The sequence below is a fragment of the Kribbella qitaiheensis genome (assembly GCF_014217565.1).
GTDB classification, from domain to species: domain Bacteria; phylum Actinomycetota; class Actinomycetes; order Propionibacteriales; family Kribbellaceae; genus Kribbella; species Kribbella qitaiheensis_A.
On sequence record NZ_CP043661.1, the window covers coordinates 4090569 to 4105383 of the forward strand.

Here is a 14815-nt window from a genome sequence, read left to right on the forward strand (position 1 = left end):
AGGAGGCGCGTGGGTGGGGTTACAAGTAGCGCCCGCGGCGGTGGATGAGGGGTGGCAGCTCGTCGGGCAGCAGCTCTACGTGGGCGATCTCGAGTTGGACCTGGAGGGACCAGCCGACCTCGGGTGGGTCGGGGGTTACGAGGCGGCAGCCCGCCCAGGTGGTGACGCCGACCGGTGCCGGGCCCCAGTCGGTGTCGGTCCAGTCGATCATCCGGAACGGGCCGCCGGGGGCCGGTGCCACGTAGCCGAAGGCGTCTGCGAGTTGCTGGTGCCCGGAGCCGAGCAGGCTCACCACGGCGGTCCTTGCCTCGCGCAACGTTTCCCACAGGTCCGAGTCCGGGTCGATCAAACCGACCACGAATCCGGGCTCACCGTCCGCCACCAGCATCGACGACACCGTGAGCCCGGCCCGCTTACCGTCGTACGAGGTCGTCCACAGCCCGACCGGTGACGGCAGTCGCCCGCGCAACCGCCGTACCGGGCTTCGCTCCGACTCCGGGGGGAGGAACGGGTGGTCCCCGTGAATGGTCATGCCTGCACGTTACGCACCCGATCCGGCAGCGAGAAACGGTCGATCGGGTGGGAGAGCAGGCCGCTTGAGCCGCGGAGCGACTCGACCTGACCGTCCGGACCGAACTCAAAGCGGTAGGACTCGCCGTACGAGCCGTACCCCGAACCGCCGATGACCCGCACCGTGTCGCCATCGGCTTCCAGCGACTGCGGCTCGGCCGCCGGGTCGGGTGAGCTCGGGTCGATCGCGTAGAGCCGGCCGCCGAGTACGACGATGTCGTTGACGCCCCACAGGTTCGCGTACCGGCCGGTGAAGCGTTCCAGCCCCGAGTCGGTCCCGCGCTCCTTCGAGCCGGCCAGGTCGAGCAGCTTGAAGAACCCCTCGGCCAGTTGCCCGGCCGGCCCGTCGATCGCGTTCGTGAAGACGGACACGGCGATCTTCTGCTCGCCATCGGCAAGGGACCGGGTGATGTGCCCCGGGTAGCCGCCGCCGTGGCCGAACACCTTCCGTTTGCCGATCTTCGACACCTGCAGACCGAGCCCGTACCGCGGCCAGTCCTCCTCGGTGGTCTGCCAGAGCGGGTGCTGCATCTCCCGCTTCGACTTGTCCGTCAGCAGCCGGTCGTCGCCGGTGAAGTGGGCGGAGAAGTAGGTGACCAGGTCGCGCGCGTTGCCGAAGAATCCGGTCGCCGAGGCGAGCGCGCGAGTGTCCACGTGGTCGATCGGCACCCGCGTGTCGCCATAGCTGTACGAGCTGTACCCAGCCGCATATTCCGCGTTGCGCTGGAGATCCAACTCCGGCCCGAGTCCGGCGAGCCCGAGCTTGTCCACGATCGAGGTCTGGACGTACGAGTTGTACGACGTACCGCTCGCGGCCTCGATCACGAGCCCGAGCAGCCCGTAGCCGATGTTGGAGTACTTGAACCGGTCGTTCTCGGCGAGCACCGCCGACGACTCTTCCCGCAGTACTGCGAGCAGCTGGTCACGGTCCGGGAACGCGGTCGCGAGCTGCCACCAGTCCGCCTCCAGGCTGTCCCGGGTGACCCCGCCTGCGTGCGCCAGCAACTCGCGCACGGTCAGCTCGCCCAGTGGCGTCCCGACCAACTCGGTGACGTGCAGGCCAGCCTTGTCGTCGAGCCGCAGCCGACCCTGCTCGGCGAGCTGGAACACGGCGGTCGCGGTGAACGTCTTCGAGTGCGACGCGATCCGGAACAGGTGATTTTCGGTCAGCTCGGTGCCCTGCTCGACGTCCGCCAGCCCGTACGCCGAGGAGAGCGCGACCGCGTCCCCGGCGTACACCGCCGCCTGGACCCCGGGGATCCGCTGGTAGCGCTGGTTGAACGCGAGCCAGCTGTCGTAGTACGCGAGTGCTTCTTGCAGGTTCTCAGAATTCAGGGGGTCAGGCATGACGCCTAGATTGAATGACGCGGAAGCGACTCGCAACGTAAGCACCGTCGGTGTACGTGGCGTTCGCCGCGGGATTCGCCCCAGTGCCGTGAAAATCACTGAAAGCAGCCGACTGATTCACGAAAACCTGGCCGGTCAGATTCTCCGACAACGCCACCCCGACCTCGAGCGCCGCGTCGCGCACCTGCTCCAGCTTCGCCGCGTCCGTCGAGTAGACCCCGGCGGTCATCGCGCCACCCTCGTCGACCGTCTTGCGGAACAGCTCGATCGACTCGTCGGTGTCCGCGGTCCGGACCAGGAACGAGACCGGCCCGAAGCATTCGCGCCCATAGACGCCCTCGTCCTTGGCATCGATCGCGACCAGCAACGGCGTACGGACCACCGCGTCCTCGTACGCCGGGTGCTTGATCGCGCGGGACTCCAGCACGACCTGCCCGTACTCCGGGGCCAGCTCGAGGCGGCTCACCACGGCCTGGTTCACGATGCCGCCGAGCAGCTCGACCGCCCGGGCGTCGTCGCCGAGGAGCTTGGAGATCGAGTTCGCGATGCCGGCGCCGACCTCGTCGAAGGACTTGTGCCCCTCGTCGGTCTCGATCCCGCCGGCCCGGGACGAACAGGTTCTGGGTGGTGGTGCACATCTGGCCGGAGTACAGCGACAGCGTGAAGGCCAGGTTGTTGCAGAGCGCCTTGAACGAGTCGGTCGAGTCGATCAGGACCGCGTTCACGCCGGCCTTCTCGGTGAACACCTCGGCCTGGGTCGCGTTCTGCTCGAGCCACTCGCCGAACTCGCTGCCGCCGGTGAAGTCGATCACCTTCACCTCAGGGCGCAGCGCGAGCGGCTTGGCCAGGCCGTCACCGGTGTGCTCGACGGCCAAGGTGACCAGGTTCGGGTCGAAGCCAGCCTCTGCGAGCACCTCACGGCAGACCTCGACCGTGATCGCGAGCGGCAGCACGGCGAGCGGGTGCGGCTTCACCACGACGGCGTTGCCGGTCACCAGCGACGCGAACAGGCCGGGCCACGAGTTCCAGGTCGGGAACGTGTTGCAGCCGATCACCAGCGCGACACCGCGGCCGACGACGGTGAAGTTCTTCTCCAGCCGGATCGGGTCGCCCTTGGCCGGCTTCTCCCAGATCGCCTGCGCCGGGTAGCGGCTCATCTCCTCGTACGAGTAGGCGATCGCCTCCAGCGCCCGGTCCAGCGCGTGCGCGCCGCCGGCCTGGAACGCCATCACGAAAGCCTGCCCGCTGGTGTGCTGGACCGCGTTGGCCAGCTCGAAGACGCGCTTGTGCAGCCGGTCGAGGATCTCCAGCGTGATGCCGACGCGGGTCTCGATACCGCCCTTTCGCCAGTCGCTGATGCCCTTCTGGGCAGCCGCGAGCAGCTCGTCCAGGCAGTCCTCGACGGTCCGCGGGTACTGGATGTCCAGCGAGATCCCGAACGGCGACTCCTCGGTGCTGACCGTGCCGTTCGCCCCGGGCGTCTCCACCGGGTACGCCGTACCGCGATGCGCGTCGAACGCCGCCTTGCCGTCCTCGGCGGCGGTTTCGCCGTACACGCGCGGGCTGGGCGACTCCGGGAACGCGGAGTAGTAGCCGCGGCTGCGGATCGCGGTCAGCGCTCCGTCCAGCCGGTCACGGTGAACGGCGAGCCAGTCGGTGCTGGTCGGTGCGGTGGTCATCTGCGCGCTCCATGCTGGTTGACGGCTCGTCGGCTTCAGGCGGACTACTGGACAGCGTAGGCCCGGTCCCGACAGTGATGTTACAGTCAATGACCAGATCGCCGATAGAGTGTCACAACCCTTGAGTGACCGAGTCTGGGTGGACGATGAGCGACAACCTGGCCGCAGCCGTTGCTGCGGCGATGTGGGCGGAGGATTCCGCCAGTGCTTCCCTCGGCATGCGTCTGGTCCGGGTCGGTGAGGGTACGGCCGTGCTGGAGATGCCGGTTCGCGACGACATGGTGAACGGCCACGGGATCGCGCACGGCGGGTTCGTCTTCACGCTGGCCGACTCCGCGTTCGCGTTCGCCTGCAATTCCCGCAACCAGGTCACCGTCGCCCAGGGCGCCGACATCGTCTTCATCGCCCCGGCTCAGCGCGGCGACATCCTGATCGCCGAGGCGGTCGAGCGTGCGTCGTACGGGCGGAACGGGATCTACGACGTCACGGTCCGGCGCGGCGACGACCTGATCGCGGAATTCCGCGGCCGCAGCCGGCAACTGCCGGGAACCATCCTGAAGGAGAAGCACGATGGCGCGTGAGGCTTACCTGGTAGACGGTGTCCGCACCCCGATCGGCCGGTACGGCGGCGCGCTCGCAACGGTCCGCCCGGACGACCTCGCGGCGCACGCGATCTCGTCCTTGCTGGCCAGGCACAGCGCTCTCGACCCGGCGTTGATCGACGACGTGATCCTGGGCTGCGCGAACCAGGCCGGCGAGGACAATCGCAACGTCGCCCGGATGGCTCTGCTGCTGGCAGGGGTTCCGGAGAGCGTGCCCGGTACGACGATCAACCGGCTCTGCGGGTCCGGCCTCGATGCCGTGGCTTCGGCGGCGCGGTCGATCATTGCCGGGGACAACGAGATCGTGCTGGCCGGTGGCGTCGAATCGATGTCCAGGGCACCTTTTGCGATGCCTAAGGCGACCACTGCCTTCTCCAGGCAGGCGGAGATCTTCGACACCACGATCGGCTGGCGGTTCGTGAATCCCTTGCTGCAGAAGCAATACGGGATCGACTCGATGCCGGAGACGGCCGAGAACGTCGCCACCGAGTTCGAGATCTCCCGCGAGGATCAGGATCTCTTCGCGCTGCGTAGCCAGCAGCGCGCGGCCAAGGCGCAGGCCAACGGTCGGCTGGCTGAAGAGATCGTCGCCGTGTCAGTCCCCGGCAAGCGGGGCGCCGTGACGACGGTCGAGGTCGACGAACACCCGCGCGAGACCTCGCTCGAAGCCCTGGCCGCTCTGAGGACGCCTTTCCGCGACCCCGGCACGGTCACCGCCGGCAACGCGTCCGGCGTGAACGACGGCGCCGCGGCCCTGCTGGTGATGAGTGGCGCGGCCGTCGAGCGGCTCGGCGTCACCCCGCTGGCCCGGATCGTCGGCACCGCCGCGGCTGGAGTGCCGCCCCGGATCATGGGGATCGGCCCGGTCCCGGCCACTCGCAAGCTCCTCGCCCGCACCGGTGTCGCACTCGCCGATATCGGGGTGATCGAGCTGAACGAGGCCTTCGCGGCGCAGTCCCTCGCGGTCTTGCGCGAACTCGGCCTTCCCGACGACGCTGATCACGTCAATCCGAACGGCGGCGCCATCGCCCTGGGTCACCCCCTGGGCATGTCCGGCGCCCGGCTCGCTCTCACCGCCGCCCTCGAGCTTCGCCACCGCGATGCGGGGTACGCGCTGTCCACGATGTGCATCGGGGTGGGTCAGGGCATCGCGACCCTGCTGGCCCGGCCTTAGTTTCGGAGGTTTTCATGACCGATCGGTTCCTTGGTGAGCCGTGTCCGGTGGAGCTTCAGGACGACGGTGAACGGCTGTCCGTCGACGAGCTGCGCGCGCGGCAACTGGCCGGGCTGCAGGCGACCGTGCGAGCGGCGTACGAGAACGTCCCGCACTATCGGGCGGCGCTCGACGGCGTGGGGTTCGCGCCGGACGATCTGAAGTCGCTGGCGGACCTGAGCCGGCTGCCGTTCACCAGCAAGCACGACCTGCGCGAGAACTACCCATTTGGCATGTTCGCCGTACCGCGGGAGCAGGTTGTCCGGGTGCATGCCTCCTCCGGTACTACGGGGCGGCCGACCGTGGTCGGGTACACGCGTGGCGACATCGACAACTGGGCGAATCTGATCGCCCGGTCGATCAGGGCCGCGGGTGGTCGCGCGGGAGATGTCTGCCATGTCGCTTATGGATATGGACTTTTCACCGGTGGGCTCGGCGCGCACTACGGGGCTGAGCGGCTCGGTTGCACGGTCGTTCCGGTCTCGGGTGGGATGACGGAACGCCAGGTCGACCTGATCCGCGACTTCGGCGCGCGGATCATCATGGTGACGCCGTCGTACTTCCTCTCCATCCTCGACGAGATGGTTGCTCGTGGCATCGACCCGGCGGAGACCTCGTTGCGGGTCGGGATCTTCGGCGCGGAACCATGGACCGAGCAGATGCGGACCGAGGTGGAATCGCGCACCGGGATGCACGCCGTCGACATCTACGGACTGTCCGAGGTGATGGGACCGGGCGTCGCGCAGGAGTGCGTCGAGACCAAGGACGGCCTGCACATCTGGGAGGACCACTTCTACCCGGAGGTCATCGACCCGATCACCGGCGAGGTGCTGCCCGACGGGGAGGTCGGCGAGCTGGTCTTCACCACACTCACCAAGGAAGCCTTCCCCGTACTGCGCTACCGCACCCGCGACCTGACCAGACTGCTGCCCGGAACCGCCCGGCCCGGGATGCGCCGGATGGAGAAGATCACCGGCCGCACCGACGACCTGATGATCATCCGCGGCGTCAACGTCTTCCCGACCCAGATCGAAGAACTCATCCTCGGCATCGAAGGCCTGACCCCGCACTACCTCTGCGTCCTCACCCGCCCCGACCGCCTCGACGAACTAACAGTCCAGGTCGAGGCGGCGCCTGGTGTCACCGACCACGCCGGGGTCGGCGCGGCTCTCTCGAACCTCATCAAGAACCGCATCGGCATCTCCGCCAAGGTCGAGATTCTGGCCCCGCACGCCCTGGAACGCTCACTGGGCAAGGCGAAGCGCATCAACGATCGCCGCCCCTAACCAGCCCACCGGCGCCAACCGGGTACTTCCCCCCTCCTGTGAGGGTTACCCCACTGCCATACCAGTGGGCTAACCCCCACGCCAGGAGCGAACCCCAACACCAATGGGTCTACCCCCGGCATCCGCGCAAACCGGGTGCTTCCCCCCTCCTGTGAGGGTTACCCCACTGCCATACCAGTGGGCTAACCCCCACGCCAGGAGCGAACCCCAACACCAATGGGTCTACCCCCGGCATCCGCGCAAACCGGGTGCTTGGCCCCTCCTGTGAGGGTTAGCCCACTGCTATGCGAGTGGGGTAACCCCCACACGGGGAGGCGAACCCCACTGTCGGTGGGCCTAGCTCGCGGCGCCACCTTGGGCAAGCGGTGCAAGTCGGCGGGGGCGGGGCCGGTACGTCGCGCGGGATCAGGTGAGGAATTTGGGGAGGGTTTGTTCGGTGGCTGTGCGGAGGGTGGGTAGCGCGGACTCGTCGCCGGCGAGGTGGCGGAAGAGGGCCTGTTGGAAGAGGCCGTCCAGGAGGCCGTACGCGGTTGCGGAGGAGACCGCGAGTTCGCGCTTGGCCAACTCGGCGTAGGTGGTGACGATGCGCCAGATCATCTGCTCGAGTGATCTGTCGATCTCCAGGGCGTCCTCGCGGAAGGACTCTTCGAACAAGGACTGGTTGCGCAGGTCGTACCAGAGGCGATGCATGTGGGCGTCTTCTTCGCAGGTGACGGCCAGTGCGGCGCCGAAGTCGACCTTCAGCTGCTCGGCTTCCTCGACGGTCGCGACGATCTGGTCGTACCGCGTGACGCACTCGGCCTTGTAGAGCTTCACGCAGTACGTGATCAGCTCGACCTTGTCGCGGAAGTAGTAGTGCAGCACCCCGTGCGAGAACTCCGAGTTCTGCGCGATCTCGCGCAGGCTGGTGCGGGCATAACCGAGCTGGGACAGCGTCTGCAGCGCCGAGGCGGCCAGCTGGGAGCGACGCTCCGCGAACTTGTCCACCTGCCGGCGCGAGATGCGATCGGTCACCTCGGTCACGATCAGGCCTCCATCGGTCACCTTCGACTTTACCCCGGCCGGCGATTTCTTGACAGTTGTCCAAGGAACTCTTGACGACTGTCCAGAAGTCCACAACTCTGTGTCTATCGCCCGGTCACCGCACCTCACCGGTGATCGGGCACCGCAAACAGCGGGGAGGAGAGGTGCATGTACGACCTGAACGGACGGAAGGCACTGGTGACCGGGGGCGCTCGCGGCCTCGGTCAGGGAATGGCAGAGGCGCTGGCCAAGGCGGGCGCGTCGGTAGTGATCGCAGATACCGCCGAGGATCTCGGCAAGGCCGCAGCGGACAGCCTGAAGGACGCCGGTGCGACCGCCGCCTTCGTGCCGCTGGACGTCACCGACGATGCGAACTGGGAAGCGGCGATCACTGCCACCATCGGTGAGCTCGGCGGCCTGGACATCGTGGTGAACAACGCCGGTGTCGAACTGTCCGGCCTGGTCGTCGACCTCGATCCGGCCGACATCCGCAAGATGCTGGAGATCAACGTGCTCGGCACCGCGCTCGGCGTGAAGCACGCGTTCCGGGCGATGCGCCCGGGTGGACCGGCGGGGTCTGGTGGCTCGGTGGTCAACATCTCCAGCGTGGCGGCGACGATCCCCTTCCCGGGCATCGCCGGGTACTCCGCGACCAAGTCGGCCGTCGACCGGCTGACCCGCGTGGCCGCGATGGAGGCCGGCAAGCTCGGCTACGGCGTACGGGTGAACTGTGTCTATCCCGGTCTGGTTCCGACCGAGATGGGGATGAAGCTCGCGGCGGACATGGTCACGCTCGGCCTCTGGCCGTCGGCCGAGGCCGCCGTGGGCGATGTGATCGGCCTGACCCCGCTGGGCCGGCTCGGCGAGGTCGGCGACATGGCCGACGCGGTCGTGTTCCTGGCCTCCGACGCGGCCAAGTTCATCACCGGCATCGGGCTGCCGGTCGACGGCGGAATGGGGATGTGAGATGACCAAACCCGTCGTCGTCTACGGCGCCTCCGGCTACACCGGACGCCTCGTCTGCGAGTACCTGCGCGAGTTCAACGTCCCGTTCATCGCGGCCGGGCGGGACAAGGCCCGGATCCAGGAGGTGCTCGACAAGGTCCCCGGCATCGACACCGTCGACCACGAGGTGGTCGAGGTCGAGCACGAGGTGAGCGCGCTGACGGACCTGTTCCGTGGCGCCAAGGTGGTCAGCAACATGGTCGGCCCGTTCGTGAAGTACGGGCCGGACGTGGTCGAGGCCGCTCTCGCGGCCGGCTGTCACTACCTCGACACCACGGGCGAGCAGGACTGGATGCTCGACGCGCAGCAGGGCTGGGGCGACAAGTTCGCCGCGCAGGGCCTGCTGCTGTCGCCGGGCGTCGCCCAGATGTACACGACGGGCGAGATCGCGGCGAACATCTGCCTGGAGACGCCGGGTCTCGACACGCTCGACATTCTCGTGCTGTGGAAGGGTTTCCCGACCTACGCGTCGACCCAGACGATCTTCACCATCCTGAAGGCGGACTGGCACTACCTCGAGCAGAACGAACTGGTGAAGTGGGACCCACTGACCACCTTCGAGGTGAACGTTCCGGGTCAGCATGCGAGTGCCCTCGCGCTGCCCTGGGGTGGGACGAGCCACCCGGTGTGGTTCAAGAACGACCCCCGGGTGGCCAACGTCAAGGTGGCCGGCGGCGTCTTCGACCGGGCTGTCATGCAAGGCGTGGTCGAGGCGGTGAAGATGGTCGAGAGCCAGATCAAGACGCTTCCCCTCGACCAGCAGGATGCCGCGCTCGGTGAGGTCGCGGCCTCGGTCCAGGCCAGCATGCCGCCCCGGGAGAACCCCCGGATCAACACCTCGCTCGACTCCGTCCACGCGTCGGGGCCGCTCGGGCGCGCACACTGCGTGATCCACGGCAACAGCAACTACAAGCAGACCGGCGCACTCCAGGCGTACGCGGCGTACTCCTTGCTCCAGCAGCCGCCACGTCGCGCCGGACTCGCCTCGGCCTGCCAGGCCTTCGGGCACCGCGAACTGCTCGGCGTACTGCGCAGCTTCGGGCTCGTACTCGAACCGGTCGTGACCATCCACCACTGATCGCCCGCGCCGGGGTCGCCATGGCATAAGGCGTACCCGGCGCGGGACACCAGGACCAGGTGCGGGAGTTCTACCCACCCCCCGGGCGCTCCCGCACCTGCACCTGATCCACCGTTCGGTCTGGGGAACTGCGCATTGGGAGAGATGGCGTGCGACTGTTCGACTACCTCGACAAGGGGGCTTCGCTCGGGCCGGCCGAGCCCTGCCTGACGATGAACGGCACCAGCCTGAGCTACGCCGAGGTCCAGGAGTTCTCCTACCAGGTCGCTCACGCTCTGCAGAAGTCCGGGATCTCGGCAGGCGAGAAGGTCGCGATCCTGTCGGCGAACAACCCGATCTCCTTCGCCTGCGTCTTCGGGATCTCCCGGGCCGGCGCGATCTGGTGCCCGATCAATCCCCGCAACGAGGCGCCGGAGAACCGTGAACTACTGGACTCCTTCGACTGCACCTGCCTGATCTTCCAGCGCGTCTTCCTCCCTCTGGTCGAACGGATCCTGCCCGACCTGCCGAAGCTGACCACGGTGATCTGCCTGGACGACTCCTTGCCAATAGCAACGAGCCTCGCCGACTGGCTGGACGGCGTACCGGATGACCCGTGGGAGGCCGCGCCGCTCGACGACACGGCCTTGCTGGTCGGGACCGGTGGGACGACCGGCCGGCCGAAGGGGGTGATGCTGACCGGGCGGAACCTGGAGACCATGTCGGCGATCACCCTGATGGGCTACCCGTTCGACGGCCGGCCGGTGTATCTCGCGCTGGCGCCGCTGACGCATGCGGCCGGCGTGCTGTGCTTCCCGATCCTCACCCTCGGCGGCGAGGTGGTGATCATGCCCGCGCCCGATCTGGCCGACTTCCTCGCCTTGATCGAACGGCACCGGGTCACGCACACGTTCCTGCCGCCGACGCTGATCTACATGCTGCTCTCCCACGAGGCCTTACCTGCAACGGATCTGAGCTCCCTGCAGTGTTTCTGGTACGGCGCCGCGCCGATGTCGGCGGCCCGGCTGGAAGAGGCCCTGACCCGGATCGGCCCGGTGATGGCGCAACTGTTCGGCCAGAGCGAGGCGCCGATGATGATCGCCACGATGGCGCCGGCCGACCATTTCCACGCCGACGGGTCGATGGCCGTCGAGCGGTTCACCTCCGCCGGCCGGCCGAGTCCGCTCACCCAGGTGGCGATCATGACCGACGACGGACTACTGGCCGAACGTGGTGAGCGGGGCGAGATCGTCGTCAGGGGGTCGCTGGTGATGGCCGGTTATTACCAGAACCCCGAGGCGACGGCGGCAGCCTCGCAGTACGGATGGCATCACACGGGGGACATCGGGTTCCTCGACGAGTTCAACTACCTCTACATAGTGGATCGAGCGAAAGACATGATCATCACCGGCGGGTTCAACGTCTATTCGGCCGAGGTCGAGCAGGCGCTGATGGCATATCCGGCCGTACGCGACTGCGCCGTCATCGGGATGCCCGACGAGAAGTGGGGCGAGCGCGTGACCGCGGTACTGCAGTTGCATCCCGGACTGACCGTCACCGAGTCCGAGGTACGGAACTTCGTGAAGAGCCGGCTCGGCGGGGTGAAGACGCCCAAGCAGGTCATCGTCTGGGACGACCTGCCCCGGTCGAAGGTCGGCAAGGTGCTCAAGAACGAGGTGAAGGCACGCCTGCTAAATCAGTAGGCGGTGCGCTCCGAGGGCGCTATGGTTGCGGTCGAACGACGGAAGGGAGGTGAGCGCGATGTCGAGTGTTCCCGTCGTGCTGCCTGTCCGTCGCCGCGCCCGCGGCTGAGACCGGGCAGCTCCGATCACCTTCTTGGAGCTTTGAATGACCGTAGTGAAGCGTCCCCCGCTGACCTCTGACGAGCGGACCCAACTCACCGGCTGGCTGGATCTGCAACGATCCTTCGTCCGGATGAAATGCGAAGACCTGAACGAGACCGACGCGCATCGCAGCCTGCTGCCGACCTCGCCGTTGATGACGATGGCCGGCCTGGTGGCCCACCTGCGCTGGAACGAGTACTCCTGGTTCCAGCTCAACCTCCTCGGCGTACCGGACACCGGCCAGACGCCGTGGACCGAGGACGGCCATCCCGATGTGGAGATGGCCGTCGACGACGTACCGATCGCTCAGTTGCTGGACGAGTACGACGCCGAGTGCGCGCGCTCGAACGCCGCGATCGCCGATCTGTCCCTGGATGCCGTGGAACAGGGCCTGTACGCCGTGAAGGGGGAAGCCGCGTCGCTGCGGTACATCCTCTGCCACATGATCGAGGAGACCGCGCGGCACCTGGGCCACCTCGACATCATCCGCGAACTGCTGGACGGCTCGACCAGCTACGACCGGCTGTCTCCGGAGCAGCCCGCGTGACGGCACGGCCGCCGTTGACCGGCGACGAGCGGACTCAACTCACCGGCTGGCTCGACCTGCAACGGTCTCTCGTTCGCGGCAAGTGCGAGGGACTCGACGAGGCGGCGGCGTACAGGCCGTTACTGCGGACATCGCCGTTGATGACGGTCGCGGGCATCGTGTCGCATCTGCGCTGGATCGAATACTCCTGGTTCCACGAGGATCTGCTCGGCGTTCCGGACACCGGCCAGACGCCGTGGACCGAGGGCGGTCCCCGGAACGAGGAGATGATGGTGGCCGGCGTCCCGCTCGCCCGGCTGCTGGACGAGTATGACGAGGAGTGCGCTCGCTCGAACGAGATCGTCGCCGGATTCTCCCTCGACGACGTGCAGCGGGCACCTGATCCCCGCGGAGATCAGGCCTCGGTGCGGTACATCCTCTGCCACATGATCGAGGAGACCGCACGGCACGTCGGTCATCTCGACATCATCCGCGAACTGCTGGACGGCAAGACCGGCTAGCTCCTCTTGCGGTTTAGTCTGCGCACGGATAATCTGTGCGCAGACTAAATCTGGAGGAGCTGACATGTGGATTCACGAGCACACCGCCGAGACCGCCGTACCGCGGAGCGTTGTCTGGCAGGCCTTGGCCGATATCGACAGCTGGACCGAATGGGACACCTCGATGCAGCAGATCAAGCTGGCCGGTCCGTTCGAGGTCGGCAGCACCGTCGCGATGACGCCGATCGGCCAGGACCCGATCACCTCGACGATCGTGGAGATCATCGAGAACACCCGGTACGCCGACGAGACATCCTTCGGCGGCGTCACCCTGCGCTTCAGCCACACTCTCTCCGACCTGCCTGACGGCGGGACCCGGATCGTCCACCTGCTGGAGATCACCGGCGCTTCCGCGGACGAGATCGGCCCTCAGATCGGCCCCGAGATCACCTCCGACTTCCCGGAAGCAATGGACGGCCTGATCGCGTACGCCGGCAAGCTCACCCTCGCGTGACCCGCTATGCGGGCGGCCCCGCCGAAAGCCCCGGCTTCCTCCTCTGGCACGTAACCCTCCGCTGGCAACGCGCAGTAACAGCCGCCCTCGCCCCACTGGACCTAACCCACGTCCAGTTCGTCCTCCTGGCCTGCACCTGGTGGCTGACCGAACAGGGCCACACCCCCAACCAGCAAGACCTCGCCACCCAGGCCGGCACCGACATCAAAATGACCTCCCAGGTCCTGAAAACCCTGGAATCCAAGGGCCTCCTGGAACGCCACCCCTCCCCCACCGACGCCCGAGCCAAAACCGTCCACCCCACCCCCACCGGCAAATCCCTGGCCCGCCAGGCAATAACCCTCGTCGAATCCACCGACGAATCCTTCTTCACGCCGATCAATACGCCCAGCCTTCTCACCACCCTCACCGCTCTGACAGAGCCCTAGCCGGGGAAACCCCGGGCATCCCGGGGCAGTTCGGCGGATCGGGGATCGTTGTCCACAAGGCGTCCGCGTGAGACGCCTTCCGGGGGCTACCATCGTCAGGACGACCAAGGGGGTGGAACGGGTGGCTTACAAGACACGGATGGCGGCGGCTCTTTCGGGCGCCTCCATCCGGCAGCTCGCCTACTGGCGACGACCTGCCGGTCCGATCCTCGTTCCCGAGGTGTCCGCTCGCCCGGTGCGCTATTCGTTCCGCGATGTGGTGGCGCTGCGAACCACGGTCTATCTGCGCCAGGAGCAGATCTCCTTGCAGCGCATCCGGCGTGCACTCGAGACCTTGGCCGAGCTCGGCGAGTTCGGCCATCTCTCGCAGTACCGATTGGTGGCTCAGGGCAACAGCGTGGTGCTGGTGGACGCGGAGGAGACCGTCGACCTGGTCGGGCGGCCCGGCCAGCGGGTGACGACTGTCCTGATGGCGGCGGTACTGCGATCGTTCCCTACCGACGCCACCGTCGTCCCTGATCTACTGCGTCCACGCCAGAATCTCCTCATCGACCCTGAGATCCGGGGCGGTCATCCGGTGGTGTCCGGGACCCGAGTGCCGTTCGACCTGATCGCCGGCCTGGTGCGATCCGGAGTGCCGGCAGCCGAGATCGCCGACTACTACCCAGCCGTCAACGCACCGGCCGCCCACGACGCTGCCGACTTCGCCGGCTACCTCGACCGCTTCAACAGGCGCCGCCCAGCCTGATGCGCGTCCTGCTCGACGAAGACGTTGCATCGCAAAGCCTGGAGCCCTTGCAACGCGTCCTCCGCAACCACCAGGTCCACCACGTCCACAGCCTGGGCTGGAGCAGCAAGAAAGACTTGCTTCGTACTACGCGACGCCGCCACCCGGGGCTTCGAGGTGCTGGTCACGAACGACGCCAGCCAGCTCGACGATCCTGATGAGACGGACGCCATCAAGAAGAGCGGCCTGCACCACGTCCGCTACGGCCAACGCTACGACCTGGGACTGTCAGGCCTGGCTCTTGCGCTCGGCGCACTGATCGCCTCGATGCCGCTGGTGATGGCAGATCTCACCAAAGCAACCGGCCAACGGCTGGTCCGGATCAACGGCCTCGATCCGCGCGGCCGCCACGAAGTCACAGACCCAGCCAAGTCCCCACCACGCTACTGGCCCCGCTGACAAAGACAGGAGCCAGGGGGTCCTGGGCGGAGGGC

16 protein-coding genes are annotated in these 14815 nt (G+C 67.3%); 12 read left to right on the forward strand and 4 right to left on the reverse strand.

Annotated features, from left to right (window positions below; all coding sequences use genetic code 11):
• Nucleotides 1-19 precede the first annotated feature (19 nt).
• The 3 genes from F1D05_RS19185 to F1D05_RS19195 all read right to left on the reverse strand — a co-directional run bounded on the left by F1D05_RS19185 (nt 20) and on the right by F1D05_RS19195 (nt 3596).
• Nucleotides 20-532 (reverse strand): flavin reductase family protein, encoded by a 513-nt coding sequence (locus tag F1D05_RS19185; protein ID WP_185441584.1) that lies wholly within the window; start codon nt 530-532, stop codon nt 20-22.
• Nucleotides 529-1917 (reverse strand): serine hydrolase, encoded by a 1389-nt coding sequence (locus F1D05_RS19190; protein WP_185441585.1) that lies wholly within the window; start codon nt 1915-1917, stop codon nt 529-531. The genes F1D05_RS19185 and F1D05_RS19190 overlap by 4 nt, the downstream gene beginning before the upstream one ends.
• A 95-nt stretch (nt 1918-2012) precedes the next feature.
• Entirely contained in the window at nt 2013-3596 is a 1584-nt protein-coding gene (locus F1D05_RS19195; protein WP_246485761.1) for an aldehyde dehydrogenase family protein, read from the reverse strand.
• 125 nt (nt 3597-3721) lie between these two features.
• Between F1D05_RS19195 and paaI the strand changes: the two genes are divergently transcribed.
• The 3 genes from paaI to paaK are packed head-to-tail and all read left to right on the forward strand — an operon-like array spanning nt 3722 to nt 6697.
• Nucleotides 3722-4177: a hydroxyphenylacetyl-CoA thioesterase PaaI gene (gene paaI / locus F1D05_RS19200; RefSeq protein ID WP_246485762.1), complete on the forward strand. Its 456-nt coding sequence runs from the start codon at nt 3722-3724 to the stop codon at nt 4175-4177.
• The gene (gene pcaF / locus F1D05_RS19205) at nt 4167-5372 is read left to right on the forward strand and encodes a 3-oxoadipyl-CoA thiolase (RefSeq protein ID WP_185441586.1); all 1206 of its coding nucleotides are present in this window, start codon (nt 4167-4169) and stop codon (nt 5370-5372) included. Before paaI ends, pcaF begins: the two co-directional genes overlap by 11 nt.
• A 14-nt stretch (nt 5373-5386) precedes the next feature.
• Nucleotides 5387-6697 (forward strand): phenylacetate--CoA ligase PaaK, encoded by a 1311-nt coding sequence (paaK, locus tag F1D05_RS19210; RefSeq protein ID WP_185441587.1) that lies wholly within the window; start codon nt 5387-5389, stop codon nt 6695-6697.
• A gap of 405 nt (nt 6698-7102) precedes the next feature.
• Here the strand turns inward: paaK and F1D05_RS19215 are convergent, their stop codons facing one another.
• Nucleotides 7103-7741, reverse strand: a complete 639-nt coding sequence (locus tag F1D05_RS19215) for a TetR/AcrR family transcriptional regulator (protein ID WP_246485763.1) — start codon at nt 7739-7741, stop codon at nt 7103-7105.
• A 147-nt stretch (nt 7742-7888) separates the two neighbouring features.
• On the opposite strand from F1D05_RS19215, the gene F1D05_RS19220 reads away from it, so the two are divergent.
• The 9 genes from F1D05_RS19220 to F1D05_RS38965 all read left to right on the forward strand — a co-directional run bounded on the left by F1D05_RS19220 (nt 7889) and on the right by F1D05_RS38965 (nt 14780).
• A complete protein-coding gene (locus F1D05_RS19220; protein WP_185441589.1) occupies nt 7889-8686 on the forward strand; it encodes an SDR family NAD(P)-dependent oxidoreductase in 798 nt (265 codons plus the stop codon).
• 1 nt (nt 8687) lies between these two features.
• Nucleotides 8688-9803: a DUF5938 domain-containing protein gene (locus tag F1D05_RS19225; protein WP_185441590.1), complete on the forward strand. Its 1116-nt coding sequence runs from the start codon at nt 8688-8690 to the stop codon at nt 9801-9803.
• 149 nt (nt 9804-9952) lie between these two features.
• Nucleotides 9953-11485: an acyl-CoA synthetase gene (locus tag F1D05_RS19230; protein ID WP_185441591.1), complete on the forward strand. Its 1533-nt coding sequence runs from the start codon at nt 9953-9955 to the stop codon at nt 11483-11485.
• A gap of 145 nt (nt 11486-11630) precedes the next feature.
• Complete coding sequence (locus tag F1D05_RS19235; RefSeq protein WP_185441592.1) at nt 11631-12173, forward strand: DinB family protein; 543 nt, start codon at nt 11631-11633, stop codon at nt 12171-12173.
• On the forward strand, nt 12170-12673 hold the full coding sequence (locus tag F1D05_RS19240) for a DinB family protein (protein WP_185441593.1): 504 nt from the start codon (nt 12170-12172) through the stop codon (nt 12671-12673). The genes F1D05_RS19235 and F1D05_RS19240 overlap by 4 nt, the downstream gene beginning before the upstream one ends.
• Nucleotides 12674-12737: 64 nt before the next feature.
• Entirely contained in the window at nt 12738-13166 is a 429-nt protein-coding gene (locus F1D05_RS19245) for an SRPBCC family protein (protein ID WP_185441594.1), read from the forward strand.
• Nucleotides 13163-13594: a MarR family winged helix-turn-helix transcriptional regulator gene (locus F1D05_RS19250; protein WP_185441595.1), complete on the forward strand. Its 432-nt coding sequence runs from the start codon at nt 13163-13165 to the stop codon at nt 13592-13594. Before F1D05_RS19245 ends, F1D05_RS19250 begins: the two co-directional genes overlap by 4 nt.
• Nucleotides 13595-13715: 121 nt before the next feature.
• Nucleotides 13716-14342 (forward strand): DUF433 domain-containing protein, encoded by a 627-nt coding sequence (locus F1D05_RS19255; protein WP_185441596.1) that lies wholly within the window; start codon nt 13716-13718, stop codon nt 14340-14342.
• A gap of 156 nt (nt 14343-14498) precedes the next feature.
• Nucleotides 14499-14780, forward strand: coding sequence for a hypothetical protein (locus tag F1D05_RS38965; RefSeq protein WP_206685758.1), 282 nt, complete (start codon nt 14499-14501; stop codon nt 14778-14780).
• Nucleotides 14781-14815 lie beyond the last annotated feature (35 nt).

Excerpts from the sequence above, each read along its gene's own strand:
- F1D05_RS19185 (WP_185441584.1), bottom strand. The coding sequence starts at position 532 with ATGACCATTCACGGGGACCACCCGTTCCTCCCCCCGGAGTCGGAGCGA.
- F1D05_RS19190 (WP_185441585.1), bottom strand. The coding sequence starts at position 1,917 with ATGCCTGACCCCCTGAATTCTGAGAACCTGCAAGAAGCACTCGCGTAC.
- F1D05_RS19195 (WP_246485761.1), bottom strand. The coding sequence starts at position 3,596 with ATGACCACCGCACCGACCAGCACCGACTGGCTCGCCGTTCACCGTGAC.
- pcaF (WP_185441586.1), top strand. The coding sequence starts at position 4,167 with ATGGCGCGTGAGGCTTACCTGGTAGACGGTGTCCGCACCCCGATCGGC.
- paaK (WP_185441587.1), top strand. The coding sequence starts at position 5,387 with ATGACCGATCGGTTCCTTGGTGAGCCGTGTCCGGTGGAGCTTCAGGAC.
- F1D05_RS19220 (WP_185441589.1), top strand. The coding sequence starts at position 7,889 with ATGTACGACCTGAACGGACGGAAGGCACTGGTGACCGGGGGCGCTCGC.
- F1D05_RS19225 (WP_185441590.1), top strand. The coding sequence starts at position 8,688 with ATGACCAAACCCGTCGTCGTCTACGGCGCCTCCGGCTACACCGGACGC.
- F1D05_RS19235 (WP_185441592.1), top strand. The coding sequence starts at position 11,631 with ATGACCGTAGTGAAGCGTCCCCCGCTGACCTCTGACGAGCGGACCCAA.
- F1D05_RS19245 (WP_185441594.1), top strand. The coding sequence starts at position 12,738 with ATGTGGATTCACGAGCACACCGCCGAGACCGCCGTACCGCGGAGCGTT.